This is a genomic window from Lysinibacillus sp. FSL R7-0073, from assembly GCF_038009065.1.
GTDB lineage: Bacteria > Bacillota > Bacilli > Bacillales_A > Planococcaceae > Lysinibacillus > Lysinibacillus fusiformis.
On record NZ_JBBPAS010000001.1, the window covers coordinates 3,739,950 to 3,764,291 of the forward strand.

Annotated in this window: 21 protein-coding genes; 8 read left to right on the forward strand and 13 right to left on the reverse strand. The window is 36.6% G+C overall.

What is annotated here, in order from left to right:
• Positions 1-776 precede the first annotated feature (776 nt).
• On the reverse strand, positions 777-875 hold the full coding sequence (locus MKY88_RS18840) for a putative holin-like toxin (protein ID WP_232540804.1): 99 nt from the start codon (positions 873-875) through the stop codon (positions 777-779).
• A gap of 658 nt (positions 876-1,533) precedes the next feature.
• On the opposite strand from MKY88_RS18840, the gene MKY88_RS18845 reads away from it, so the two are divergent.
• Positions 1,534-2,256 (forward strand): MgtC/SapB family protein, encoded by a 723-nt coding sequence (locus tag MKY88_RS18845; RefSeq protein WP_008178169.1) that lies wholly within the window; start codon positions 1,534-1,536, stop codon positions 2,254-2,256.
• 13 nt (positions 2,257-2,269) lie between these two features.
• Positions 2,270-3,247 (forward strand): cation diffusion facilitator family transporter, encoded by a 978-nt coding sequence (locus tag MKY88_RS18850; protein WP_193834102.1) that lies wholly within the window; start codon positions 2,270-2,272, stop codon positions 3,245-3,247.
• Positions 3,248-3,297: 50 nt separating this feature from the next.
• Here the strand turns inward: MKY88_RS18850 and MKY88_RS18855 are convergent, their stop codons facing one another.
• From MKY88_RS18855 to pruA, 5 genes are all read right to left on the reverse strand, one after another.
• Positions 3,298-4,029 (reverse strand): hypothetical protein, encoded by a 732-nt coding sequence (locus tag MKY88_RS18855; protein WP_340814416.1) that lies wholly within the window; start codon positions 4,027-4,029, stop codon positions 3,298-3,300.
• Positions 4,030-4,377: 348 nt separating this feature from the next.
• Positions 4,378-5,541 carry an iron-containing alcohol dehydrogenase gene (locus tag MKY88_RS18860; RefSeq protein ID WP_069482436.1) on the reverse strand — a complete coding sequence of 388 codons (1,164 nt, stop codon included), beginning with the start codon at positions 5,539-5,541 and terminating at the stop codon, positions 4,378-4,380.
• A 219-nt stretch (positions 5,542-5,760) separates the two neighbouring features.
• Positions 5,761-7,005 (reverse strand): Glu/Leu/Phe/Val family dehydrogenase, encoded by a 1,245-nt coding sequence (locus MKY88_RS18865; RefSeq protein WP_008178162.1) that lies wholly within the window; start codon positions 7,003-7,005, stop codon positions 5,761-5,763.
• An 84-nt stretch (positions 7,006-7,089) separates the two neighbouring features.
• Entirely contained in the window at positions 7,090-8,283 is a 1,194-nt protein-coding gene (locus MKY88_RS18870; protein ID WP_008178160.1) for an ornithine--oxo-acid transaminase, read from the reverse strand.
• Positions 8,284-8,531: 248 nt separating this feature from the next.
• Complete coding sequence (gene pruA / locus MKY88_RS18875) at positions 8,532-10,076, reverse strand: L-glutamate gamma-semialdehyde dehydrogenase (RefSeq protein ID WP_069480049.1); 1,545 nt, start codon at positions 10,074-10,076, stop codon at positions 8,532-8,534.
• 145 nt (positions 10,077-10,221) lie between these two features.
• On the opposite strand from pruA, the gene MKY88_RS18880 reads away from it, so the two are divergent.
• Complete coding sequence (locus MKY88_RS18880) at positions 10,222-11,529, forward strand: sigma 54-interacting transcriptional regulator (RefSeq protein ID WP_069482437.1); 1,308 nt, start codon at positions 10,222-10,224, stop codon at positions 11,527-11,529.
• Positions 11,530-11,572: 43 nt separating this feature from the next.
• Here the strand turns inward: MKY88_RS18880 and yugI are convergent, their stop codons facing one another.
• The 3 genes from yugI to MKY88_RS18895 form a co-directional block, all read right to left on the reverse strand.
• Complete coding sequence (gene yugI, locus MKY88_RS18885; RefSeq protein WP_008178152.1) at positions 11,573-11,950, reverse strand: S1 domain-containing post-transcriptional regulator GSP13; 378 nt, start codon at positions 11,948-11,950, stop codon at positions 11,573-11,575.
• 84 nt (positions 11,951-12,034) lie between these two features.
• Positions 12,035-13,672: a hypothetical protein gene (locus MKY88_RS18890; protein ID WP_340814418.1), complete on the reverse strand. Its 1,638-nt coding sequence runs from the start codon at positions 13,670-13,672 to the stop codon at positions 12,035-12,037.
• On the reverse strand, positions 13,665-14,213 hold the full coding sequence (locus MKY88_RS18895; RefSeq protein ID WP_069482439.1) for an RNA polymerase sigma factor: 549 nt from the start codon (positions 14,211-14,213) through the stop codon (positions 13,665-13,667). The genes MKY88_RS18890 and MKY88_RS18895 overlap by 8 nt, the downstream gene beginning before the upstream one ends.
• Positions 14,214-14,435: 222 nt before the next feature.
• Between MKY88_RS18895 and MKY88_RS18900 the strand changes: the two genes are divergently transcribed.
• Positions 14,436-15,776 (forward strand): sodium-dependent transporter, encoded by a 1,341-nt coding sequence (locus MKY88_RS18900; protein ID WP_340814420.1) that lies wholly within the window; start codon positions 14,436-14,438, stop codon positions 15,774-15,776.
• A gap of 84 nt (positions 15,777-15,860) precedes the next feature.
• On the opposite strand, the gene MKY88_RS18905 is transcribed toward MKY88_RS18900, so the two are convergent.
• Positions 15,861-16,121 carry a DUF1871 family protein gene (locus MKY88_RS18905; RefSeq protein ID WP_083244733.1) on the reverse strand — a complete coding sequence of 87 codons (261 nt, stop codon included), beginning with the start codon at positions 16,119-16,121 and terminating at the stop codon, positions 15,861-15,863.
• Between the two features lie 72 nt (positions 16,122-16,193).
• On the opposite strand from MKY88_RS18905, the gene MKY88_RS18910 reads away from it, so the two are divergent.
• Complete coding sequence (locus MKY88_RS18910; RefSeq protein WP_340814423.1) at positions 16,194-17,369, forward strand: MalY/PatB family protein; 1,176 nt, start codon at positions 16,194-16,196, stop codon at positions 17,367-17,369.
• A gap of 111 nt (positions 17,370-17,480) precedes the next feature.
• Entirely contained in the window at positions 17,481-18,902 is a 1,422-nt protein-coding gene (locus MKY88_RS18915) for a hypothetical protein (RefSeq protein ID WP_069482442.1), read from the forward strand.
• A 40-nt stretch (positions 18,903-18,942) separates the two neighbouring features.
• Here the strand turns inward: MKY88_RS18915 and MKY88_RS18920 are convergent, their stop codons facing one another.
• Both MKY88_RS18920 and MKY88_RS18925 read right to left on the reverse strand, forming a co-directional pair.
• Positions 18,943-19,155, reverse strand: a complete 213-nt coding sequence (locus MKY88_RS18920; RefSeq protein ID WP_340814424.1) for a hypothetical protein — start codon at positions 19,153-19,155, stop codon at positions 18,943-18,945.
• Positions 19,156-19,177: 22 nt separating this feature from the next.
• Positions 19,178-19,765 (reverse strand): peptidylprolyl isomerase, encoded by a 588-nt coding sequence (locus tag MKY88_RS18925; RefSeq protein WP_012292385.1) that lies wholly within the window; start codon positions 19,763-19,765, stop codon positions 19,178-19,180.
• 237 nt (positions 19,766-20,002) lie between these two features.
• Between MKY88_RS18925 and MKY88_RS18930 the strand changes: the two genes are divergently transcribed.
• Positions 20,003-21,853, forward strand: coding sequence for a transglycosylase domain-containing protein (locus MKY88_RS18930; RefSeq protein WP_328201104.1), 1,851 nt, complete (start codon positions 20,003-20,005; stop codon positions 21,851-21,853).
• 477 nt (positions 21,854-22,330) lie between these two features.
• Positions 22,331-23,685 (forward strand): IS3 family transposase gene (locus tag MKY88_RS18935; protein ID WP_156314004.1). Its coding sequence is split into 2 segments (ribosomal slippage): positions 22,331-22,784 and positions 22,784-23,685, totalling 1,356 coding nucleotides; the frame shifts between segments, so codons are not numbered across the junction.
• Positions 23,686-23,754: 69 nt separating this feature from the next.
• On the opposite strand, the gene MKY88_RS18940 is transcribed toward MKY88_RS18935, so the two are convergent.
• Positions 23,755-24,318: a DUF5366 family protein gene (locus MKY88_RS18940; protein WP_069482446.1), complete on the reverse strand. Its 564-nt coding sequence runs from the start codon at positions 24,316-24,318 to the stop codon at positions 23,755-23,757.
• Positions 24,319-24,342 lie beyond the last annotated feature (24 nt).

Sequence of the window (24,342 nt, forward strand, 5' to 3'; positions counted from 1 at the left end):
ACAAGGAGTCAACAACTTTTTTGTTTTTTATTTTCAAAGTGTTTCGTCTTGTTAAGGACAAGTAATAATATATAATATAGCATTTTAAAAATCAAGCATTTTTTGAAAAAAAGTTAAAAATCTTTTTTATATCAATAACAAACAATAGAGCGCTCCCTTCTAAAACAATATATAGCAGTACTAACAAGTTTCAATCATAGTCAAAAAAACAAGTAAACAAAGTATGGACAAATAAGTTAGTACTAACACTATTAAGAAAAACCTACCCCATCCCTTATAAGGTCCACTTGATCTTCTTTATATTATAGATCAATTAATTGATGGTACTATCAACATCATCAGCCATTATCCAACGCTCATCGCATACGTATATTCCGTCCTATTATATAATAAGATCTAGCAAGTGAGTGCATCCCACTTTTCTCAACACTTATTGTTGTCGAAACTTCAAATGAACATTTTGATTTAACGAATATTCAATCGTTATCTTCAATCTGGATTTTGGAATATCTATTTATATATAGAAAGCATACGTCCAATATAATCAAAGGTGCTTCTCGCATGCCTTGTATCCTATAAAAATTTAGAAATGTACTCATTTCCAATTAATTTGAGTAATTTAACAATGCATGTTATAATTTTTCATGAAGATGGATATAAAAAAAGGACCACTTGGTGTGTCACCACCAAATGGTCATGTAACAGACGAATCGCTTCAAAGGCGATTTGCATAATGAAGGAGTAAACCACTCACATGCTTGGAGGGCAGGGGCGGTTTACTTTTTTTTCTGAGAAAAAGTAAATGACAGAACAATTACCGAAACAATCAATCCACTAAAACTGATCATTAAGGACATTGACTCGTAAGTTGTCATTAGCAACACCTCCTTCCCCTCCAGAAACCTGAAGAACGGGTGAAGAATGTATGCTTACCGCCCATGAAACCTCTATCTAGTTACCCCTTTATTATACCATTTTATGTGAATGAAATATAGTTTTTGGAAATTTAATTAGGATATAAATCTGGTCATAACCTCTCTTCAATTCTTGTTACAAGCTCGCCGTTTGCTTCATCTCCCCTTAACAATTTTAGTATTATCTAGGCCTGGTGCGCAATTAGGTTTCCGAATCCGATCAGCATTCTTTATTGAAAATGCGATTAAAAACTTTCCTTATAATTAATCTCTTATTTTCCCCTATTAATAGAGAAGAGCTCTAATCTCATTCCCTAATATCATTAACCCTTTTTCCATTCCCCTAAAAACAGAGTCGCCATCATCAAATTAGAAAAGAGCATACGGAAAAATGCAATGATATCCGCTTCCACAGATACTTATTTTACATATATAACCGACCTAAAATCAAAGTGATATCAGTTACGAAATGGATGTATTGATGAATTTTAGATCCTTATAAAATAAAACACATATATTTCCTTACTTCCATGTTGTACAATACAAAAAAGTAATACACATATAATAATGACTGGTTGCATATCTCTTAGCAATGCGAAATATCTATGGAGGGTCGTGTATGGGAACATTATTGGAAAATATGATTACATATGAAGTTGGCATAAAATTAGTTTTAGCAGCCACATTAAGTTTAGTAATCGGAATTGAAAGGGAATTAAAGAAGAAACCAGTTGGATTAAAGACAAGTTTGGTCATAGCAACATTCAGCTGTTTGCTAACCATTATTTCCATTGAAACAGCTTACTCCACCCCTTCTAGAGAAGATATAAATATTACAATGGATCCCCTTCGCTTAGCAGCCCAAATTGTCAGTGGGATTGGATTTCTAGGAGCAGGCGTAATTTTAAGACGCGGCAATGATAGCATCTCTGGTTTAACGACTGCAGCCATGATATGGGGAGCTGCTGGCATCGGAATCGCTGTAGGCGCTGGTTTTTATATGGATGCAACGTTAGCTGTCATTATCATCGTTTTCGGAATTGAAATTCTCTCTCCTTTCCTAATGAAAATTGGACCAAAACGTATTCGCATGAGAGAGATTTTACTAAAGGTTCAAATTGATGATGACAAACATACGGAATCTTTTCTATTATTCCTTAAAAACAACAATATCATCATCGAAAACATCCGTATTAAAGATGTACCTTTAAAAAATGATAATGTTTTACATGAGTTGGATTTACGTTTATCCTTAATTGTTTCTGATAATTTACTGTCGTTTTACCGTTCATTAAGAACATTATCATATATTGAAAAAATCGAAATGGAAATTTTAAACTAGTTGGAGGATTTTTATGGCAGAATTATTTAAACTACTAAAGGATGGTAACAAACCTTCCCTGATGGCGGCTTGTGTCAATGCCTTTTTAGGTATTATTAAAGGCATTGCCTTTTTCTTAACAGGTAATGTGGCTATGTTCGCAGAAATGATGCATTCACTTGGAGATGCAGCTAACCAATTGTTCGTGTATATAGGCTCCGCTCTATCGAAAAAAGCACCTACAAAGAAATTCCCTAGCGGCTTCGGCCGTATTGTCAATTTAGTATGCTTATTTGCAGTTATTATTGTAGCAATTCTTTCCTATGAAACAATCAAAGAAGGATGGCATCATTTTATCCACCCTACTGGTGAATCAAGTGGGGTACTAATCGCACTTGGAGTTTTATTTATAGGTATTGTTTTAGAGGGCACAGTACTTGCTAAAGCAGCAGTAGAAGTATTACATGAAGCTGGACAGGAAAAAGCAGGTATTACATCTATCCCAAAAGCTTTCAATTATTTAAATCGCGCAAAGCCTGCGACTAAATTAGTTTTTATGGAAGATTTAGTCGCTACAAGCGGAAATATTTTGGCCTTCGTTGCTATTGTTATCGCTCATTTTACAGGTTGGACTAGAATAGAAGGTCTTGTTTCCATGATTATTGGAGCAATGATGTTTTATGTTGTTGGTAAAGTATTCTTAGACAATGCTAGAGGTGTAATCGGTGAGACAGATGAAGAAATGTTAAATCATATCGCCCATCTTGTGATGGATGATCCAAATATTAAAGATATTGTACGCCTTGAAGTCATTAAAGAAGGGGAATTTTTACATGTTGAGTTAGTGGCAGAAGCTGACCCTAAACTATCCTTAGCTTTTTTAGATGATGTTCGGGATCATTTAACTGAAGTTATTTTAAGTCAGAAAGGTGTATCGAAGGTTGCCATTTTATTTGATGAAGATGACGGAAAAGCTAGCTGGACACATCTTGGCGAAAGACCTGAACATTAAATCTAGAAGCTATAAAGCCAATTGCCTTGTTTCAGGCAATTGGCTTTTTGTTAAACTGATATTAAATGATCCCGATCAAAATTAGTTTCCCTTAGATTGTCAGGGATGGACTCGTAGCTTACAAAGATTTGATTGGTTATCATAAATGTTAGGAATTGATTACTAACAACAGTCTTCTTTGTACCATTTTGTTGAATGACTATTTCTGAAAATATTAAAGTAGCTTGTCGATTGGCTAAAGCATATTCTTGGGCATTTAGAATATCTCTACCATCCACATGACAACCTAAAACAAAATGACCAGCAAAAGAATCTTTTAATACGTTAGGGTGCATGGATTGATAATGCACTTCATAAATTGAATCTTCACGATTCATGTATTGATGGGCTACCAAATAATGCTTTAAAGCACCTTTTAAATCAATTGCGATAACTGTATCTGCTAATATTGTTCGAAAATAAACCGGAACAATTTCAGCATCTCCTAAATAAGGTTTTACCTCTATCACAATTTCCCCAGAAGGACGGACAAATAAATGTCCACTTGCTTTATTTACACCATCCGAAAAAGTAATGTTCGTTTGCCCAAAACGTAAACTCTTAAAGAAAATACTTTGATCAACAATGTAACCCGTAACAATGTTATCATTTTCAATTTGTATTGATCTTGTTTCAATTCCCAAAACTTCTACACAATTTTGTATTTTATGAACATGCTGCTGAAATGGTATCTCTTTACAACTTAATGTAACCACACGATCCTTAAGCAATTGCTTCAACATTCGATCCCTCACCTCTTTGTTTAAGTCATTATTTTAATAAAGGTGGCTAAACAGTTTCTGAACAATTAATGGAGCTATTGCGACAAATACCATCATTTCTCTAGCAATCACAAGTCTAATATGTATTAAAATATCCAATTTAAGTTGAATATTTTGATTAAAATTATGACTTTTTTCACTTTTCTTAATGAAATTAATCATTACACTCATTTAAATATCTAACTATTTCATTATATTGTAGGTCTTAAGAAACTTCTACGACAAAATCCAACATGATTCGTTAATTTTTTTTAACCTTCAATAAAAAAGTGTGAGGCTAACTACACAGCCTCACACTCAATCATTATTTTAAAGAGAATTTTGTAAAATTGTACGTACATCTTTTTCTTGTAACTGATGGAAGTTTCCAAAAGGACCATTATGCATTGCATGCTCTACAATCTGTTGGAATTTCGAATCATCGATATTATAATCGGCTAAACGATTCGGTGCCCCTAACGATGACCAAAATGCTGATAAGCGATCTATCCCTTCATAAGCAACCTCTTCTACCGTTTTGCCTTTTGCATCCACCCCGAATACTCGTGTTGCTATCCCCGCAAAGCGTTCAGGATTCACCGGCACACTTAAACGCATCCAATGAGGCTGTAAAATAGCTAAACCACCTGCATGCGGAATATCATATACCGCCGATACAGCATGCTCAATATTATGTGATGCCCAATCCCCACGAGATCCGATTGATAAGAATCCATTTAATCCAATCGTTCCTGCTAATAGAATTGTTTCACGTAACTGTGTATTCTCTAGATCCTCTAATAATTGAGGTGCTGTCGTAATAACCGTACGTAATACACCTTCACACATTTCATCAGTGATTGGTGTATTCGTTGTATTATGGAAATACTGTTCGAATACATGTGACATCATATCAACGATTCCGTAAACCGTATGATTTTTAGGTACAGACACCGTATACGCAGGATTCAAGATTGAAAATTTCGGGAATGCTGCAGGGCTACCCCAGCTTAATTTTTCTTCTGTAGCAGCATTAGTAATAACAGATCCAGAGTTCATTTCAGAACCCGTAGCGGCTAATGTTAATACAGTTCCTAATGGTAAAGCTTGTTCTACAAATACCTTGCGTTTAACGATATCCCAAGCATCCCCATCATATTTTGCACCAGCAACAATTAATTTGGAGCAATCGATAACAGAACCACCACCAACTGCAAGAACTAAGTCGATTGTTTCTGTTTTACAAATTTCAATACCACGTCTAGCTGTTTCCACACGCGGATTAGGTTCTACACCACTTAATTCAAAAATTGTTTTATCTGCTTGCTGTAATTTGTCAATAACAGCGTCGTAGACACCATTCGTCTTGATGCTACCGCCACCATATACAACCAATACTTTTTTTCCATACTGCTCTAATTCCTTCGGTAACTTTTCCAGCGCATCTTCACCAAAGTGTAGTTTCACTGGGTTATAAAATGTAAATGAATCCATTTAATTCGCCCCTTTCTAGTTGGATTTTCTCATATTTCTGTTTAAGAAAGCAAAGATAAACGTTTGGGGTTGTATCAGCAAAACAGTTTAATTAGATTCTGTTTGGACGATTTATTGAAGGGTTAAGTAAATGGATTGCACTCTTAGATTTCTAAAGAGATGAAAAAAACGAGTCCTCCCATTAAAATAGGAGAAACTCGTTGTAAATTGAACTTATTCTTAAACCCATCCACGGAAGCGTGAAGCTTCTGCAGTGCGGCGAACACCTACCATATAAGCTGCTAAGCGCATGTTAATGTTACGTGTTGTAGCTGTTGTATAAACATTATCAAATGCTTCAACCATTTTTTTGTATAGACGTTCTTCAACTTCTTCTTCCGTCCAATAATAACCTTGGTTATTTTGTACCCATTCAAAGTAAGAAACTGTAACACCACCAGCAGATGCTAATACGTCTGGTACAAGTAAAATGCCACGTTCTGTCAAGATTTTAGTTGCTTCAGCAGTTGTTGGACCATTCGCTGCTTCTACTACGATATTAGCTTTAATATTGTGTGCATTGTCAGCAGTAATTTGGTTCTCAATTGCAGCAGGTACTAAAATATCACAGTCAAGTTCTAATAATTCTTTATTTGAAATTGTGTTTTCAAATAAAGTTGTTACAGTACCAAAGCTATCACGACGATCTAATAAGTAGTCGATATCTAAACCTTCTGGATCATGAAGTGCACCATAAGCATCCGAAATACCGATTACCTTTGCACCTAAATCATGCATAAACTTCGCAAGGAAGCTACCTGCGTTACCAAATCCTTGAATAACAATACGCGCACCTTTAATATCAATACCGCGTTTTTTCGCTGCTTCTTCGATTACAATTGTAACACCTTGTGCTGTCGCACGGTCGCGACCTTGTGAACCACCAAGAACTAGTGGCTTACCTGTGATAAAGCCTGGAGAGTTGAATTCATCCATACGACTATATTCATCCATCATCCATGCCATAATTTGTGCATTTGTAAATACGTCTGGCGCAGGAATATCTTTTGTTGGTCCTACGATTTGACTTACAGCACGTACATAACCACGACTTAAGCGCTCGATTTCGCCCATAGACATTTGACGAGGATCACAGATGACACCGCCTTTACCACCACCATATGGTAGATCGACAATACCACATTTCAATGTCATCCACATTGAAAGCGCTTTAACTTCCTCCTCAGACACTTGTGGATGGAAACGAACCCCACCTTTAGTTGGTCCTACAGCATCGTTATGTTGTGCACGGTAACCAGTAAATACTTTTGTTGTACCATCATCCATTTTCACCGGGATACGTACTTGTAGCATGCGAAGCGGTTCTTTTAGTAATTCATACATTGCTTCATCATAGCCAAGTTTGTTTAGAGCATCTTGAATGACATCTTGTGTTGATGTGAAAAGATTTAAGTTTTCAGACATTATTAAATCGCCTCTTTGTTTTATTTAATGATAGTATATCGGCATCATTGTAACATACTTCCGAATTAAAATGTGAACATTTTGTTAAAGATTAAATACTTTTTCAATTTGTTCGATTGACCAATCTAAATCCTCTTGCGAAATAACAAGTGGTGGAGCAAAACGAATAACTGTATCATGTGTTTCTTTACATAATAAACCTAATTCTTTTAGCTTTTCACAGTATGGACGAGCTGCCTCTGTTAATTCCATACCAATAAATAAACCACGACCACGTACTTCTTTAATAACTGGGTTGTTAATTTCTCTTAACTTACCTTTGAAGTATTCACCAAGTTCATGTGAACGTTCAGCTAATTTTTCATCTAATAATACTTTAATAGATGCAATTGAAACTGCACAAGCTAAAGGATTTCCACCGAAAGTTGATCCGTGTGAACCTGGGTTGAATACACCTAGAATATTACGGTTTGCAGCTACACAAGAAATTGGGAATACACCGCCACCTAATGCTTTACCTAAGATATACATATCCGGTTCTACTTCTTCCCAATCACAGGCAAACATTTTACCAGTACGTGCTAAACCTGCTTGGATTTCGTCAGCAATGAATAATACGTTGTTTTCACGGCAAAGTTCGCGAGCAGCTTTTAGGAAGCCCTCTGTTGGGATAACAATACCAGCTTCACCTTGAATTGGTTCAATTAAGAATGCTGCTGTGTTTGGTGTAATAGCTGCTTTTAATGCTTCAAGATTACCGTAGTCTACTAATTTAACGTTTGGTAACATTGGACCGAACCCACGACGGTATTCTTCATCAGAAGAAAGAGATACAGCAAGCATTGTACGACCATGGAAGTTACCATTACATGCAATCACTTCTGCCTTGCCTTCTTCTACGCCTTTTACATCATATGCCCAACGACGAGCTGCTTTAAATGCAGTCTCTACTGCTTCAGCACCAGTATTCATTGGTAATACCATTTCTTTATTTGTTAACTTTCCTACTAGCTCATACCATTCACCAAGGTTTTCACTGTAAAATGCACGTGAAGTAAGTGTTACTTTATCAGCTTGCTCTTTTAAAGCAGCGATAATTTTTGGGTGACGATGTCCTTGGTTTACAGCTGAATAAGCTGATAACATATCTAAATATTTGTTACCTTCTGGATCTTTAACCCAAGCACCCTCAGCCTCTGAAATTACGATTGGCAGTGGATGATAGTTTGCTGCACCATAATTTTGTGTTTGTTCAATAACTTGTTGAGTTTTTGTCATATTCTATTCTCTCCTTACTAAATGATGATAAAAAATCTATGCAAGAAAGGACTATGTATTTCTGTAAGTAGAATAATTAAGAATTTAGCAACAATTCAAACGATCAACTTGCAAACTCACCCCAAGTATACTACCTCATTAGTGGCTACTGTTTTAGCCAGCGATAGTATTACTTGGAGAAGTTTCACAAATTTTGTCACAATGCTTCAATTACTACTTATTAAAATAGCCCTAACATCGATGTAAAATTAAAGCATTTCTGAAGTTGTTTTTGCTTGCATGTGAAGTTGTAGGTAGTCTGGGCCACCAGCTTTTGAGTCTGTACCTGACATGTTGAAACCACCAAATGGTTGGTAGCCAACAATCGCACCTGTACAGCCACGGTTGAAGTAAAGGTTTCCAACATGGAATTCTTCACGTGCTTTTTCTAAGTTTACGCGGTTTGTCGTAATGACAGCACCTGTTAAACCGTATTCTGTATCGTTAGCAATTTCAATCGCATGATCGAAATCTTTTGCTTTTGCGATCGCGACTACTGGTCCGAAGATTTCTTCTTTCATAATTCGTGCAGAAGGCTCTACGTCAGCGAATACGGTTGGTTGTACGAAATAACCTACTGAATCATCAGCTGTACCACCAGCTACTAGACGACCTTCGCCTTTACCGATTTCGATGTATTCCGTAATTTTATTGAATGCCGCTTGATCAATAACCGTTGCCATGAAGTTGCTGAAATCTGTTGGATCTCCAACTGTTAAAGCATTTGTTAACTCTTCTACACGGTTCACCACTTGGTCATACACATCTTCTACGATAACAGCACGAGAACATGCTGAACATTTTTGACCTGAGAAACCAAATGCTGATTTCACGATCGATTGTGCAGCTAATTCAAGATCTGCTTCTTTATCGACAACGATTGTATCTTTACCGCCCATTTCAGCGATCACTCGTTTGATCCAAATTTGACCATCATTTAGGACAGACGCACGTTGGTTAATACGTAAGCCAACATCACGAGAACCTGTGAAGCTGATAAAACGAGTTTTTGGGTGATCAACTAAGTAGTCGCCCACTTCAGCACCTGAACCTGGTACAAAGTTAACAGCTCCTGCTGGAAGACCTGCTTCTTCTAATACTTCGATAAATTTATACGCCACTACTGGTGTTGTAGAAGCTGGTTTTAGTAATACTGTGTTACCTGTTACTAAAGCAGCTACTGTTGTACCAGCCATGATCGCAAATGGGAAGTTCCAAGGTGAGATAACGATACCAATTCCAAGTGGAATATAGTCGTAACGGTTGTATTCACCTGGACGGCTTTCTACTGGTTGACCGTTTTTAATACGTAGCATTTGGCGACCATAGTATTCTAAGAAGTCGATTGCTTCTGCTGTATCTGCATCAGCCTCAGCCCATGGTTTCCCTGCTTCTTTTGTTAATAATGCTGAGAATTCGTGTTTACGACGACGAATAATAGCGGCTGCTTTGAAAAGAACATCAGCACGAATAGCTGGATCTACCTTTTTCCAAGTTTTGAATGTTTCATCTGCTGCTTGCATAGCTTTTTCAGCTAAATCTTTGCTCGCTTTTGACACACGGCCAATAACTTCTGTTTTCTTTGCAGGATTGTACGAAACGATTTTATCTTCAGTTGTAATACGCTCGCCACCAATAATAAGTGGGTAGTCTTGCCCTAAGTAACCTTCAACTTTATTTAAAGCCTCTACATAAGCATTGTAGTTTGCCTCTTGTGAAAAATCTGTGAATGGTTCGTGTTTGTATGGAATCATACTTAATCCTCCCTTGTGAGATATATTTGGGTATGCAAAAAACATTGACGCAAAATATCTTTGCGTATAAAATATTCTTACACTTATTATAATGCAAAATTTCGTTGCATATTTCAAGTAAAAAATTTTTGAGGTGCACATTTTTATGAAAAATTCTGAACCTTTACTACCTTTTTATGAGTTTATTGCAACAAATGTATCCGTTGGTATTCATGCAGTAGACCTATCCGGCAAGACGATTATTTATAATACAAAAATGAAAGAAATTGAAGGATTCCATTTTGATGAACTTGCGGATCGTTCGATTATTGAAATGTTTTCCTTCCGTCAGCACGAAAGTACATTAATGCGTGTATTACAAACAGGAAAGAAAGAAATTAATGTCAAACAATCCTATTGGAATAAAAATGGCCATGAAATTACAACCATTAATGATACTTTTCCACTTATTGTAGAAGGAAAACTGATTGGGGCAATAGAATTTGCGCGTGATATTACATCATTAGAAAAACTTGTTTATCAACCCCTTCGTCGTTATGATGAGCCTTTGACGTTCGACATGATAAAAGCTGAATCTGAAGCAATGAAGCAGGTCATCGAAAATGCTAAAAAAGCAGCGGCTGTAAAATTACCAGTATTATTAATTGGGGAATCTGGGACAGGCAAGGATTTAGTGGCTGAAGGTATTCACCACGCCGCTTCACCAGATCCTGAAGCCTTTATGACTCTCGTTAGTCGTCGTTCCGCTCAATCGGTGCTTGACAAATTAAATCAGCTTTTAGAAGAAGATAAAGACTATACCTTTTTCTTTGAGCGCATTGATTTTTTGAGCTTAGACATTCAAGAGCAATTATTAGATATACTCCAATCCCTACCGCAGTCCAAGTATATGTTAATTGGTAGTGTAGGTAGCGACCCGATTACATTAATTGCTGAAAAAAAGCTGTCCAAATCCCTTTATTATTTCTTTGCAACGATGGCTATTACTATTCCCCATTTAACTGATCGAAAAGAAGATATTCTTCCATTTGTGGATGATTATTTTAGCCGTCATCGAGAACGATTTGCTTCACAGGTTACAGAGCTAGCGCCAGATGTACAGGAATTATTCTTACAATATGATTGGCCTGGCAATTTAAAGGAACTCGAGTTACTATTGGATGAAATTGTTTCATTTATGACGATAGAGTCTACCGTAACCTCTGATTTATTGCCGCTGCATTTTCGCTTTAAGGTACAGCAGCAAGATACCAACAATCGTGAACCAGAATTCTTTATGTTCCATCAAAATCATGATGTCATGCCATTAGATGCTTATTTGCGCGAAGCCGAATCATATTATGTGCAAAATGTCTTAAATTTATATGAGGGCAATATTACAAAAGCAGCGAATGCACTTGGAATGAGTAGACAAAACCTTCAATACCGAATCCGAAAAATAAAAAAGCAATAACATAAAAACGAGGATACCTTCACTCTGAAAGTATCCTCGTTTTTTATTGTCCAGATTGTTCAATCCAGTCCTGTAATTTATCTTTTAAGGAATTAAAACCATTTGCATCCGATTCATCTACACGGTCTTGCAATGATTTTCGTGGTGGTGCTTCTTTTTTTCTTACTGTTGCCGGGCGTTCCTGTAGCGCTCTCATCGATAAACTAATTTTTTCGGCCTCTTCATCGATTTCAAGTATCTTGACCTCTACTTCTTGCCCAACAGCTAAAAATTCACTAACGTCCTTTACAAAGCCGTATGTTATTTCCGAAATATGCACAAGGCCTTGCGTATTGTCATCTAATGCAACAAATGCACCGTATGGTTGAATACCTGTAACTTTTCCGGTCAACACGTCTCCTAATTCATATTTTTTTACCATAACCTTTGCCCACTTTCTTTTGGTTTGCTACGTATATATCGGTTAAATTATAACATACGTGTAAAATCGGGGCAAAAAATCTCCTTACTCAGAAATGGCTGTAATGATGCAACGTTTTTCACCTTTTCCTGTAGTCGCTGTACCTAACTGGAAGGTTAAATGCTGACCAATCAGTTGAACTGATTCTGGCTTAACACCCGCTTTAATGGTTGTTTGAGAAGCATCTGTTGCATAAAGAATTGTAAAATGTTCCATACCCTCAAATTGAACCATTTTACTCAAATCTACTTCTTGAGACAATAACCGTTTAGCTGTTTCTTGATCACCTTTTCCGTGTGCATATAAGAATAGGCTAACGACGTTCATTGGGTTTAATGAATCTAGGATGGTATCATCTTTGCTTGTTATATAGGAATTGTATAGTGCTTCCGTTTGGTAAATCCATCGGAAATCAATACGTAAACCTGCTGAGCCGTCTTCTGTTTCTATATAAACTTTGTCTCGTAAATTTAACAACTCCAACCAGATATCCTTTGTTGTAAGTATGTCTAATGTTTTTGATTGTTTATTTGCGTTATATTCTTCAACTATAAATTGAGCGGTCAAGCGCATCGATTCTCCATACTTTCCATTTGCAGCTGCAGTTAAAAACTCGATATGTTCGGGCGAATATCTACTCATGTCTTTAGTACCTTTTAGAAGTACAAGCCACGTATTTTCGAATTCTTTCTTTAAATCCCGTAATAGGAAATCAAGTCCTGCTATTGATAGGTCCATTATTAAAGTTCTTTCGTATAATTTTAAAATTCGAACAGTTTCTTCTGCAGAAAACCGTAAATTTTCACCTTCCAATAAAGAGCCAGTAGCCAAATATTTAAAAAGACCTAATATATCAGAGTGAAGACGTTCAGCATATGCTGGTGAATTTTTCTGAAAAATAGGATTTGCTCTAAAGCTAAAGTTATTCCCATCATTAGATAACTCAAAATACTGTTTTTTAGCCGTAGCGATTAATTGATTTAGTTCTTTAGGGTAATTTTTCTCTTTTTGTGCTAGTACACTCGTATACGGAGAAAGCTGATTTGTATAATATTGCAGAACATCTTTCGTTGAGTAGAAATAATTGCTAAAGAAATATCTAGATTCTTCATATGACATAGAGTTTTCAAATGTGTTGAGTTGCTCTATCAGCTCCCGAGGTGTTTGCAAATTATCTAGTATTTCTTGCTCCAGCTCCACTAAATATTTTGGATTATCCATCATTCTATTAACAACTAGTTTTTTATTTCTAGCTTTATCATTGTATCTATTATCAGCTGTTCCAATAAACGATAGTTTCCTAAAATCTTGCTCAGGTATATTGAGCTCCTGACGTGTTTTTTCGCGCTTTTCTAGATACTTTTTTTGTAAGCTCAAGAACCATTCTTCATAGCTACTTTCTATCTTTTCTTCATCTGAATGCACGGCTGTTGACGGATGGAACATATATGACGACATTAGAATTCCAACTAATAACACACTGGCGATGCTAGCAATCCAAACAGCATGCTTTTGCCATTTTGTTGAAGATTTTGGAACCGTATTATTGATTTCATGAGATTCCCTTATGGCATCCTCATTTTCAACTTGCTGAATAACTTGTTGTGGATCTAGCTCTGATTCCATTCGCTCATAGGATTTTTTCAGTAGTGCCATACGTTGATTAAATTGTTTATCATCCATTTTCTACACTCCCCTCTTGCATTAATGCTGCCTTCAACTTTTCTTTCGCACGTAATAACCGTACCTTAACCGTTGATAATGAAATATTTAAAACCTCTGCGATTTCTTCATATTTTAACTCGTGAAAATAATACAGTACGATAGGGTACCTATATTTTTCATCTAGGGCTTGAATAGCATTGTGTAAGAGTTTATCTTCTTCAAATAATAGAACATCGTCTTCAGCAGAGAGGAAAATAGTTTGCCTTTGCGCATTAAGCTTGTCCTCTTTTGCCAGTTCTCTCTGTTCCTTACGATAATAATCACGTGTAGCATTCAATGTAATTTTATAAAGCCACGTTGTAAATCGATCCTGTTTAAATTGATGTAAAAAGCGATACAGTTTAACAAATACCTCCTGTGAAACATCTGCTAAATCATTGCTATGTACGCCACACTGAAAGGCAAACTTTTCAACTGTTTGTTGATGAATTCGAATAAGATCGATATAGGCTTCTTTGTCTCCTTGCTGTGCCCTCGCTATTAATTCAGCCTCCTCCAAAGCAATCCCCTCCTTTTGTTTATGGAACGACAGAACCTCCCTAATTGTTACATATTAAGGATGTTATTTACTCTAAAAGGAGGAACCTTACTAAAACTCCACCACACGCTATATAAATTGGCTCTTAATGTAGAAATCCCCCCAATCAATATTCAGATATTTGCTTGTGTTATGGAAATATTGCGGTAAAATAAAACTTTAGTACAAGGAGGCTTTATTTTTGTGTCATCGAGAGATCAATTTACAACTAAAATTGGGTTTATTTTAGCTGCTGCCGGAAGTGCTATAGGGCTAGGAGCCATTTGGAAATTCCCTTATATGGCTGGTACGAATGGTGGTAGTGTCTTTATTTTATTATTCATTTTATGTACATTCTTTATCGGCTTACCAGTACTCATTGCAGAATTTATGATTGGTCGTCGTGGACAAAAGGATGCTGTCACATCCTTTAAAGAACAAGCGCCAGGAAAGCCATGGTATTTAATTGGTTGGGGTGGTATGGTCATTGCTGGCCTTATCTTATCTTTCTATAGTGTTGTAGGTGGTTGGATTTTAAGCTATTTGGGTCGTGCCTTTACGTTTAAGCTAACGAATGCAGGTTCTAACATCAACTACGCAGATTTATTTGGCCATATAATTTCGAGTCCATTAGAAGCCGTGCTTGTGCAAGGGCTATTTATGATATTGACAGTAGTCATTGTGTCAGCTGGCATTAAGGGTGGCATTGAGAAAGCCAGCACATGGATGATGCCGCTCCTATTTATTTTCTTCATTATATTAGTCATACGCTCTTTAACATTGGATGGTGCAATGGAAGGCGTTAAATTTATGTTTGTGCCTGATTGGTCTTACTTGAATGCAGAAACATTTTTAATGGCATTAGGACAAGCATTTTTCTCATTAAGTGTTGGTATTGCTGTGATGATTACCTATGCTTCATATCTATCAAAAACAGAGAAGATTGGTAACTCAGCAATCAATGTTGCATCCATGAACATTATCATCTCTTTACTTGCTGGCCTTGTTATTTTCCCAGCAGTATTCGCACTTGGCTATACGCCTGATCAAGGACCTGGCCTTGTATTCATTATTTTGCCGGCTGTCTTCGAACAACTGCCTCTCGGTGGTCTATTCTTAACCATTTTCTTTATTTTATTATTATTCGCCACAGTTACATCTTCCATTTCTATGTTAGAAATTGTCGTGGCAATTGCGATTGGAGATAAACCAGAAAAACGAAAAAAAATTGCCTGGATTGGTGGCATCATTATCTTTATTGTTGGTATTCCTAGTGCATTGTCATTTGGTATACTATCAGATGTGAAGATGTTAGACCGTTCTATTTTTGATTTTGTTGATTTTATGACCAACAATATCGGAATGCCTATTGGCGCTCTGCTAATATCAATTTTTACAGGTTATTATTATACAAAAGATATTTCTCGTAAAGAGCTAGCCGCATCTAATTGGACGTTTACAATTTGGTACATGTTAATTCGTTATGTGTCCCCAATTGCTATATTAATTATTTTCATTCAGGGCATCTTACCAATATTTAAATAAGCATATAGAACCTCTATTATTACAATGCAAAAAAGAGGTTGTCGTAGGACAACCCCTTTTTTTATAGGAAATATGCAAAATATTTTAAATAATACATTTTGCTTCAAATTTAATAGCAATCAGTTTGTAAGAGATGGATACACAATCTTCAAAAGGAATCCATTGCTCAAACGAATGCTCATATGTTTCTTGAATTACTTTTGCAAGCGTCGATGGATCATCGATTCCTTGCAATGCCGCTACAACATCTGCCGTTTCCGTATCATAATGGTCTGGACCTAAGTGGAATGGATCCCACTCCTCTAGCAGATGGACAGCTGCTTGATTCATTTTTACATTTTCCAAAATACTCACCTATTATCCTTTGATCATAATCGTATGATACCATAGTAAATAAAAAAGAAAAGAGTGATTTACTTGTCTATTTTTGATCAAACTATCAAACGACGTTGTACAAACTCCGTAAAATGGGACGCAATGAAAATGGTTTATGGACTAAACGATGCGTCCGATATTCTGCCAATGTGGGTAGCTGATATGGATTTTGCTGCTCCAACGGCCGTTTCAAAAGCATTGCAGGAACATGCTGAACGCACTATTTTTGGTTATAGCTTTATTAGCGAGGAAGCGATACAGTCAATCGTGGACTGGCAAAATACTCGTCATGATTGGCACATTGACAAGGATTCCATCGTATTCTGTAATGGTGTTGTTGCTGCCTTAGCAAATAGCATTGTAGCCTTTACTAATCCAGGAGATAAAGTCCTTATATCTACACCTGTTTACCCACCATTTTTTAACATCCCAAAAAGCAATGGGCGCGAAGTAGTAAGCTGCCAACTAGTTGAAAAAAATGATGGTAAATTTATCGTTGATTTTAAAGCTTTTGAACAGGCATTAGCTCAAAATGTGAAAGCCTACATATTATGTAATCCTCACAATCCTGGCGGTTATGTATGGGATGAAGCTACTTTAAAGGAAATTGTACGACTCTGTGCTCAATACGATGTCCTTATTATTTCAGATGAGATTCATGCTGATTTAATGATAAATGGAGAAAAACATATTCCTATTGCCAAAGTAGCAGGCGATGAAATCAATCGTATTATAACGTGTATGGCTCCTACTAAAACATTTAATTTAGCAGGTATTCAGGTTTCTTATATGATTGTGCCAGATAAGAAAAAACGTCTACAGCTTGAAGCCGTGAATATGGCAAGTGGACAAGGCTCATTAAATACTTTTGCCTCTGTAGCATTGCAAGCTGCATATACGGAAGGCTCCCCTTGGTTAGATGAATTGCTGCCGTATATTTCAGCAAATATGGATTATGTTAAAGAGGAGTTAGAGCAGATTCAAGGCATTCGCATCTTTAAACCACAATCCACTTATTTAATATGGATCGATTATAGAGAGCTTAAGCTTGAAGAAAAAGATATTATGAACAAACTTCTCGAATTTGGTAAACTAGCATTAGAGCCAGGGACAAAATACGGAGAAGAGGGTCGAGGCTTCTTACGTATGAATGTAGCTTGTTCATTTGAAACAGTACAAGACGGCGTAGAACGCTTTAAAAAAGCGTTTGAACAATAAAAAACAAGAGAAGGAATCCCGATTATTTAGGATTCCTTCTTTTTATATGTTTAAAATCCTTAATATGTGGAAAAGTTTCTTAACAATCGGATGGAAAAAGGGGTGTTTTCAATGGACTTAGTTCCTTTAAAAATTCAGCGTGCCTATATGACATTCTTATTTCCTTTCGCCTACCAAACAAAAGATCGGCAAAAGATTGGTAATATCCTTTTAGAAGAAGAGTTTTCTTTTTTTGAATTGAACAATGCTACTCTTGAAAAAGCCTTTTATGGAGACATAACAATCATCCATGAAGAACTTGCCCAGTTTTTTTATCCCTTTCTTGAAGACAAATTATTTCCAAACAAAATGGATAGCCCAGACTTTCTTCGTTTCTCAAAAGCATTTTATACACAAGGGGCCTTACACCATCAAGAAAATTGTATAAACTATGAGCTTATGAGTATCGATGTAACGCTATGCCCTTTCGGCAATGGCATCGTCACTGTACGAACAAGCATAGACAACCCTTATGACATTAGCGATATTTTAAATTTCATTCATTACTTTAGGGTGCTGGAGGCAAAACTGCGAGAGGAAAAGGGCGCAAGTCACCATTTCTCGTTCGGTCAATGTGATTCTACGAGTGAACTATTATTTAACTATTTTATCCCCTTCTTAAAGCCTTTTTTACAGCATCACCAAGACCATAGCTATGAAGGATTACCCTTTTTTGAAGATGAACGAATGTTTTCCTCAGCCTATTTAATTTGTGATGAACAAGCAGAACTTTTACCTGAGCATCTTTTTCGATTAGGGCAAGTAGATGGAAGAACACCTGATGGCAAACCCTTTATTTCAAGTACAAATCCTAAGTATATTTCAAACTATGTGCAGGAACACGCCCATACACGATGGGCACCAAATAGTTATATTATCTCCTCAGCGCAGGCGCAAATGACACTTACAAATAAGGCATTTAAACATTGTTCACATAGCATTCAAGAGTTTATGGGGACTCACTATTATAATTTGTTCATTCATTATTTTTATAAAATGATGCTCTTAAAGCTTTCCTATGAATACAGTGAAATAAAGTGGGGAAAAGATAAACAAATTGTCAATGAATTAATCGAACTAATCACAAAGTTTTCTGCACGATATTATTTCGAAGAAGTTGTTGTTCGGACTGAAGGTAGGGAAATTTCTCAAATGCTACGAAAGCATTTCCGTATCAATGAACATTATGTAGAAACAAAAGCGACATTGAACAGCTTGTATCGAACACAAGAAGATCAGTCTGATAATCGAAGTAATAATTTATTATTTATTTTAACTGTATTTACGGTTATATCCGGTATTTACGGAATGAATTTAGTCATTGAAGAATGGAAGGACAGTAGTGATCTAGATAGTGTTTGGAGCTATACGCCGTTCGAATGGGTTGCTTTTATTACAGCCATGAGCGGGATTGGCCTATCCATTGTACTCGTTTGCTTCAATGCCTTCAAAACTCTACAAAACATAGTTCGTCGTTCTAAAAGAAAAATTTAAATAAAAGAATCTGTCTCCATTAGAGGCAGATTCTTTTTAATTAGACATTTTGTTGGTTGTTTGTACTTTTCTTTTCTGCTAGTATACGTGCTTCAATTTCCTTTGACTTAATTTCCTGTTTCTTAGAAATTTTACGGAAAAGCGTAAACACGATTATACATAAAATAAGCATGATTAAAAATTCAAATGCTGCTGGAATATATCCTGATTTATCTTCAGGGAAATATAAAAATTGATACATTAAGTTTTCCATGCTCTACACGTCCTTATAATTATTATTCAAAGACTGTAATTGACTCAATTTTCACATCTTCTAATGGTTTATCACGGGGATCTTTTTCTACATCCGCAATTTTATCCACAATATCCATTCCTTCTACAACATGACCGAATACAGTATGTTTATGATCTAACCAAGGTGTACCGCCATTTTGTGCATAAGCTTCGATAATTTCCTCTGGGAAGCCTGCTCCTTGTAATTGACGAAGCATATCGCTTGGAAGATGTTTCATCTGAACGATAAAGAATTGAGAACCATTTGTGTTTGGACCGGCATTTGCCATTGATAGCGCACCGCGTAGGTTAAACAATTTATCTGAGAATTCATCTTCAAAAGAATCACCCCAAATTGACTCTCCGCCCATACCTGTTCCAGTTGGGTCACCACCTTGAATCATAAAGTCTTGAATAACTCGGTGGAAAATGATGCCGTTATAATAACCTGATTTAGCATGACCCAAAAAGTTTTCAACAGTTTTTGGTGCAAACTCTGGGAACAATTTAATTTTAACTGCCCCTAATGTTGTGTTCATTTCTACAAGCACTTCGCCTGCTTGTACGTCTGTTGTTAATTGTGGAAACATGGAAGTCTCTCCTTTAATGATAATTTTCAGTTTCAATGAAAAAGATGACAATTCATCCTTCTTGACCTCATTTTAGTCTAACATACTTCCGATTGGTTTTCTTCATCAAAGTATTGACGATTTATGCACTTTTAACTTCCTTTCTCAAAATAAAAGAAATAGGTCTGACCGAGTATTTGGAATCAATCCAAAATATGTTATTCTGTTGAAGGATTCATAGAAAGAGTGGAGGCACACATGAAAAAGGCTTTTGGTTTTTTTATTATACTTCTTTCCTTACCTGTTTTATGGTGGATTAGCACAAACATACGAACAGAAATCAATACGGCACAAGCACATGAGGAACAAATTACACAGGCTATTCATTTACCTGAAGTACAACCTCAGCTTCCTGTAACACTTAAGGATCAAAATGGCCAAACATTTAGTGAAGAATATGTCGAATGGCGGCAGCCACTAACATTACAAGAAATTCCACAAATTGCCCAGGAAATATTCATTGCAAGTGAGGATGCCGACTTTTACGAACACATCGGCTTTGATTTAAGTGCTATTATGCGTGCAGTAGTCGCCAATTCAAATACGAGTACTAGCTCACAGGGTGGCAGTACAATTACACAGCAGCTTGTTCGGATGCGTTATTTATCTGATGAAAAAACATATGAACGAAAATTAACCGAACTTTTTTATGCTTATGAATTAGAAAAAGAGTTCGATAAAGAAGCAATTTTAACGATGTATCTTAACGAATCCTATTTTAGCAATCAAGTTTACGGAATTGGTGGAGCCGCAACTTATTATTTTCAAAAGCCACTTCAGCAATTATCAATAGCTGAAATTGCTTTTATTGCAGCGATTCCCAACAACCCCTCCCTTTATAACCCTTTAAAAAACTTTGATCAAACTAAAGCACGTCAAGAACGCTTATTAGATACACTTGCCGTGAAAGGTAGCATTACAAAGGAAGATGCAACGGCTTATAAAGCAGAATCTATTACATTGCATATTAAGGATAAAATACAAAGCTATCCTATGTATGGCACTTACGTTCTTCAAGAATTAAAATGGTTAGTTGCAGAAAAAGAAGGCTATGCGGATCGACTTAACAATACAGAAAATGAGGAAGAAAAGAAAAAAATTAAGACACAATTAGACAATCGACTTGATACATTATTTCAAAATGGACTCATAATTAACACTGCATTGAATCCACAAAAACAGCAGCATGATGAGCAACAAATGACCGCTACCTTGGGTGCCGGTTCATTGCAAGCAGCAGGTGCTGTTATTCAAAACCAATCCAGAGAAATCGTTAGCTTATATGCAGGAAAAAACTATGAAAAGTTTGATTATCATCGCGCATTTCAAGGAACACGTCAGCCAGGTTCCGCCTTTAAGCCACTAGCTGTCTATGCTCCTTTTTTTGAAACAACAACACATACACCTGATTCGATTGTAAATGGTGGTAGTTATTGTGTTGGATCCTTCTGCCCTCAAAACTATGGGGGCTACAAGTACGGTGATGTGTCGCTGCGCACTGCGTTTCGACATAGCTACAATACATCGGCACTGCGGCTGTTCCAGACAGTTGGCGTTGATACAGCATTTCAATATTTAGATCGTTTCCATTTCCGCTCCATTGTAGAAAAGGATCATAATTATGCTGCTTCCTTGGGCGGGCTTACTTACGGTGTAACAGCATTAGAGCTAGCAGATGCCTATACAAGCTTTATTGATGGATCTTATGTTCTAGCCCATAGCATTCGTAAAGTTACAGCTTTAGATGGAACTGAACTCTATAGTTGGGAAACACAGCGTGATCAAATTTGGTCTCCTAAAACAGTAAAATACATGCGTGAGCTACTTGCCGATGTTGTGGCGAACGGTACGGGACAGGGAGTCTACAGTAATAGCAGCTATGTTGGTGCCAAAACAGGGACAACGAATGACTATCGAGACTATTGGCTTGCCGGACTTAATGATACCTATACAGCTGCCGTATGGATTGGATATGATAAGCCTCAATCCATGCAAAAATTAGAAGAATACAAAATTCATCATCAATTATTTAATGTTTTACTTGAGTAAGATAGTGGTTTGGATGTAATGATCGCAAAAGGGAGCAGAAAGAGATGTTCTGCTCCCTTCAGACTGTAGACAAACTCGAAAAAGTTGAGAGTTTGCTTATAGTCTTTTTTCATTTACATTCGAATAAAGTAAGCCATTGATTTCCACTACGGGTGGGGTGGGGTGGAGCTGCTTCCTTTGCTTTGTTGCTGCCGCTTCACTTTCGCCAGAAAACATCCGCTCAGTCCAGAATCTCGACTTTCCCACTTTTCCCGCTGAAGTCACCGCCCTTCGTTCTAAACAACTTCTACATAAAGCACTTCATTGTTGCCATGAATGGAAAGCTTGGACGTGACAGGTAAAATAAGAAGTTGCCTATGCTCGAACAACATGTAGTCATTCACCAAATAGTAACTTGAACATAACAAAAACCATCGAGTTTGTGAACTGCACCCCAATTGTTAGACACATCTAACAATTGGAGGTGCAGTTTTTTTAATGGCTAAATATACTGCAGAGGAAAAATTACAAGCAGCTTTACGATACTTAGAAGGCAAAGAAAGTTCACATGAAATTGCTAAATCGATCGGGACAGATAATAAGGCAATTCTTATTTGGGCTAAACAATATGAGTATAACGGTGTAAAAGCGTTTATAAAATCGTATACAAACTATACAGCACAGTTTAAACTAGACGTACTAAACTACATGATTGAACACGGTACGTCCTTAATAGAAACAGCAGCTATCTTTGGTATAGCAGCTCCATCGTCCATTATTCATTGGCGAAAACAGTTTGAAACAAAAGGATTCGATGCCCTTCAATCAAAGAAAAAGGGGCATCCATCCATGAAAAAAGAAACCAATAAACAACCACAACAAACACCAGTAGAAGGCTCACCGGAAGCACTTCAAGATCGTATCAAGCAGCTTGAAATGGAAAACGAGTATTTAAAAAAGTTGAACGCCTTAGTTCAAGCCAAGGAAACATCACCAAAGAAGACAAAGTAAAGGTCATCTATGAATTAAGGCATAAATACTTGGTGAAGGCACTTGTCGCATTCGCACAGATTCCACGTAGTACGTATTATGACTTAGTGAAGAAACTGAATCGTCCAGATCCAGATACCGACTTAAAGGCCGAAATTCAATCCATCTATAACGAACATGAAGGCCGATACGGATACCGTCGCATTCGTGATGAACTCGCAAATCGTGGACGAAGAGTGAATCATAAGAAGGTACAACGTATCATGAAAACACTTAATTTAAAGTGCATAGTCAGAATGAAAAAGTATAAATCATATAAAGGGGCAGTCGGTAAAATCGCACCGAATATTTTAGACCGCAATTTTACAGCTGAAGCCCCTAATGAAAAGTGGGTAACAGATATTTCGGAGTTTAAATTGTTTGGTGAAAAACTCTATTTATCTCCTGTTCTAGACTTATTTAACGGAGAAATTATTACTTACACAATTGGTCATCGACCAACGTATTCACTTGTTTCAGAAATGTTGGAGAGAGCATTAGAGAAGTTACCAGAGGAACGCCAATTACTGATGCATTCCGATCAAGGCTGGCATTATCAAATGAAGCAATACCGTCACGCGCTTGCATCAAAAGGCATTGTGCAAAGTATGTCACGTAAAGGCAACTGTTATGACAACTCGGTGATGGAGAATTTCTTTGGGATTTTGAAATCGGAATTCCTTTATTTAAAGGAGTTTGAAAGTATTGAGCATTTTAAATTGGAGCTCGAAAACTATATAACGTATTACAACACGAAACGAATTAAGGCAAAATTAAAACTGAGTCCGGTACAATACCGAACTCAGTTTACCCAAGCTGCCTAAATGAAATAACCGTGTCTAACTTTTAGGGGTCACTTCATTGAGCCTCTCGATGGTTTTTTTGCCTACAATTTAGTGGGCAAATGGAAGACTTGCTAAAATACCATTATATAGTTTCAATACAACATAAACGATGAATGTTAATAGAATCGTCCACATAAATAGTTCAAAGATTAATAGGCCGATTGTGCCGCCCATTGACATGAAATGACTCATTTTGTAAATAAGATAAATGAAATATGTAAAAACAGTTAGGACAAAAATTCCTATTAACACATAAATAAATTGGATGGCAAATGCTGAACACATGGCACCAATAAACAAAATAATATAGCCGCCTCGCGCTTGGCTAACAGTTGCTCCATCGTTGTCTTTTGAAAAAAAGAGCATTCCTAACTCATGGATGGTTTCTCCTACTAGTTTGAGTGCTGAAAATAGCATAAAAAAAACAACTGCAAACACTATGAGTAAAAATACACGTAATTCAACATCAGATAAAAATTCTCGCATTCCTGAATATACACCGATCGCTCGAAAAATCTGTAAAGATTCTCCAACTGCATACATACCAAATGTCAAACTAAACAATAAAATTGTAATTAATGGTAAATAACCGTAGATATATGGATTCTTCATAAAAAATTTTTTCCTCTATTTTTA

What these genes read in the sequence shown, in the direction of transcription:
- MKY88_RS18840 (WP_232540804.1), bottom strand. Translation starts at nt 875, where the DNA reads ATGACAACTTACGAGTCAATGTCCTTAATGATCAGTTTTAGTGGATTG.
- MKY88_RS18845 (WP_008178169.1), top strand. Translation starts at nt 1,534, where the DNA reads ATGGGAACATTATTGGAAAATATGATTACATATGAAGTTGGCATAAAA.
- MKY88_RS18850 (WP_193834102.1), top strand. Translation starts at nt 2,270, where the DNA reads ATGGCAGAATTATTTAAACTACTAAAGGATGGTAACAAACCTTCCCTG.
- MKY88_RS18855 (WP_340814416.1), bottom strand. Translation starts at nt 4,029, where the DNA reads ATGTTGAAGCAATTGCTTAAGGATCGTGTGGTTACATTAAGTTGTAAA.
- MKY88_RS18860 (WP_069482436.1), bottom strand. Translation starts at nt 5,541, where the DNA reads ATGGATTCATTTACATTTTATAACCCAGTGAAACTACACTTTGGTGAA.
- MKY88_RS18865 (WP_008178162.1), bottom strand. Translation starts at nt 7,005, where the DNA reads ATGTCTGAAAACTTAAATCTTTTCACATCAACACAAGATGTCATTCAA.
- MKY88_RS18870 (WP_008178160.1), bottom strand. Translation starts at nt 8,283, where the DNA reads ATGACAAAAACTCAACAAGTTATTGAACAAACACAAAATTATGGTGCA.
- pruA (WP_069480049.1), bottom strand. Translation starts at nt 10,076, where the DNA reads ATGATTCCATACAAACACGAACCATTCACAGATTTTTCACAAGAGGCA.
- MKY88_RS18880 (WP_069482437.1), top strand. Translation starts at nt 10,222, where the DNA reads ATGAAAAATTCTGAACCTTTACTACCTTTTTATGAGTTTATTGCAACA.
- yugI (WP_008178152.1), bottom strand. Translation starts at nt 11,950, where the DNA reads ATGGTAAAAAAATATGAATTAGGAGACGTGTTGACCGGAAAAGTTACA.
- MKY88_RS18890 (WP_340814418.1), bottom strand. Translation starts at nt 13,672, where the DNA reads ATGGATGATAAACAATTTAATCAACGTATGGCACTACTGAAAAAATCC.
- MKY88_RS18915 (WP_069482442.1), top strand. Translation starts at nt 17,481, where the DNA reads ATGGACTTAGTTCCTTTAAAAATTCAGCGTGCCTATATGACATTCTTA.
- MKY88_RS18920 (WP_340814424.1), bottom strand. Translation starts at nt 19,155, where the DNA reads ATGGAAAACTTAATGTATCAATTTTTATATTTCCCTGAAGATAAATCA.
- MKY88_RS18925 (WP_012292385.1), bottom strand. Translation starts at nt 19,765, where the DNA reads ATGTTTCCACAATTAACAACAGACGTACAAGCAGGCGAAGTGCTTGTA.
- MKY88_RS18930 (WP_328201104.1), top strand. Translation starts at nt 20,003, where the DNA reads ATGAAAAAGGCTTTTGGTTTTTTTATTATACTTCTTTCCTTACCTGTT.
- MKY88_RS18940 (WP_069482446.1), bottom strand. Translation starts at nt 24,318, where the DNA reads ATGAAGAATCCATATATCTACGGTTATTTACCATTAATTACAATTTTA.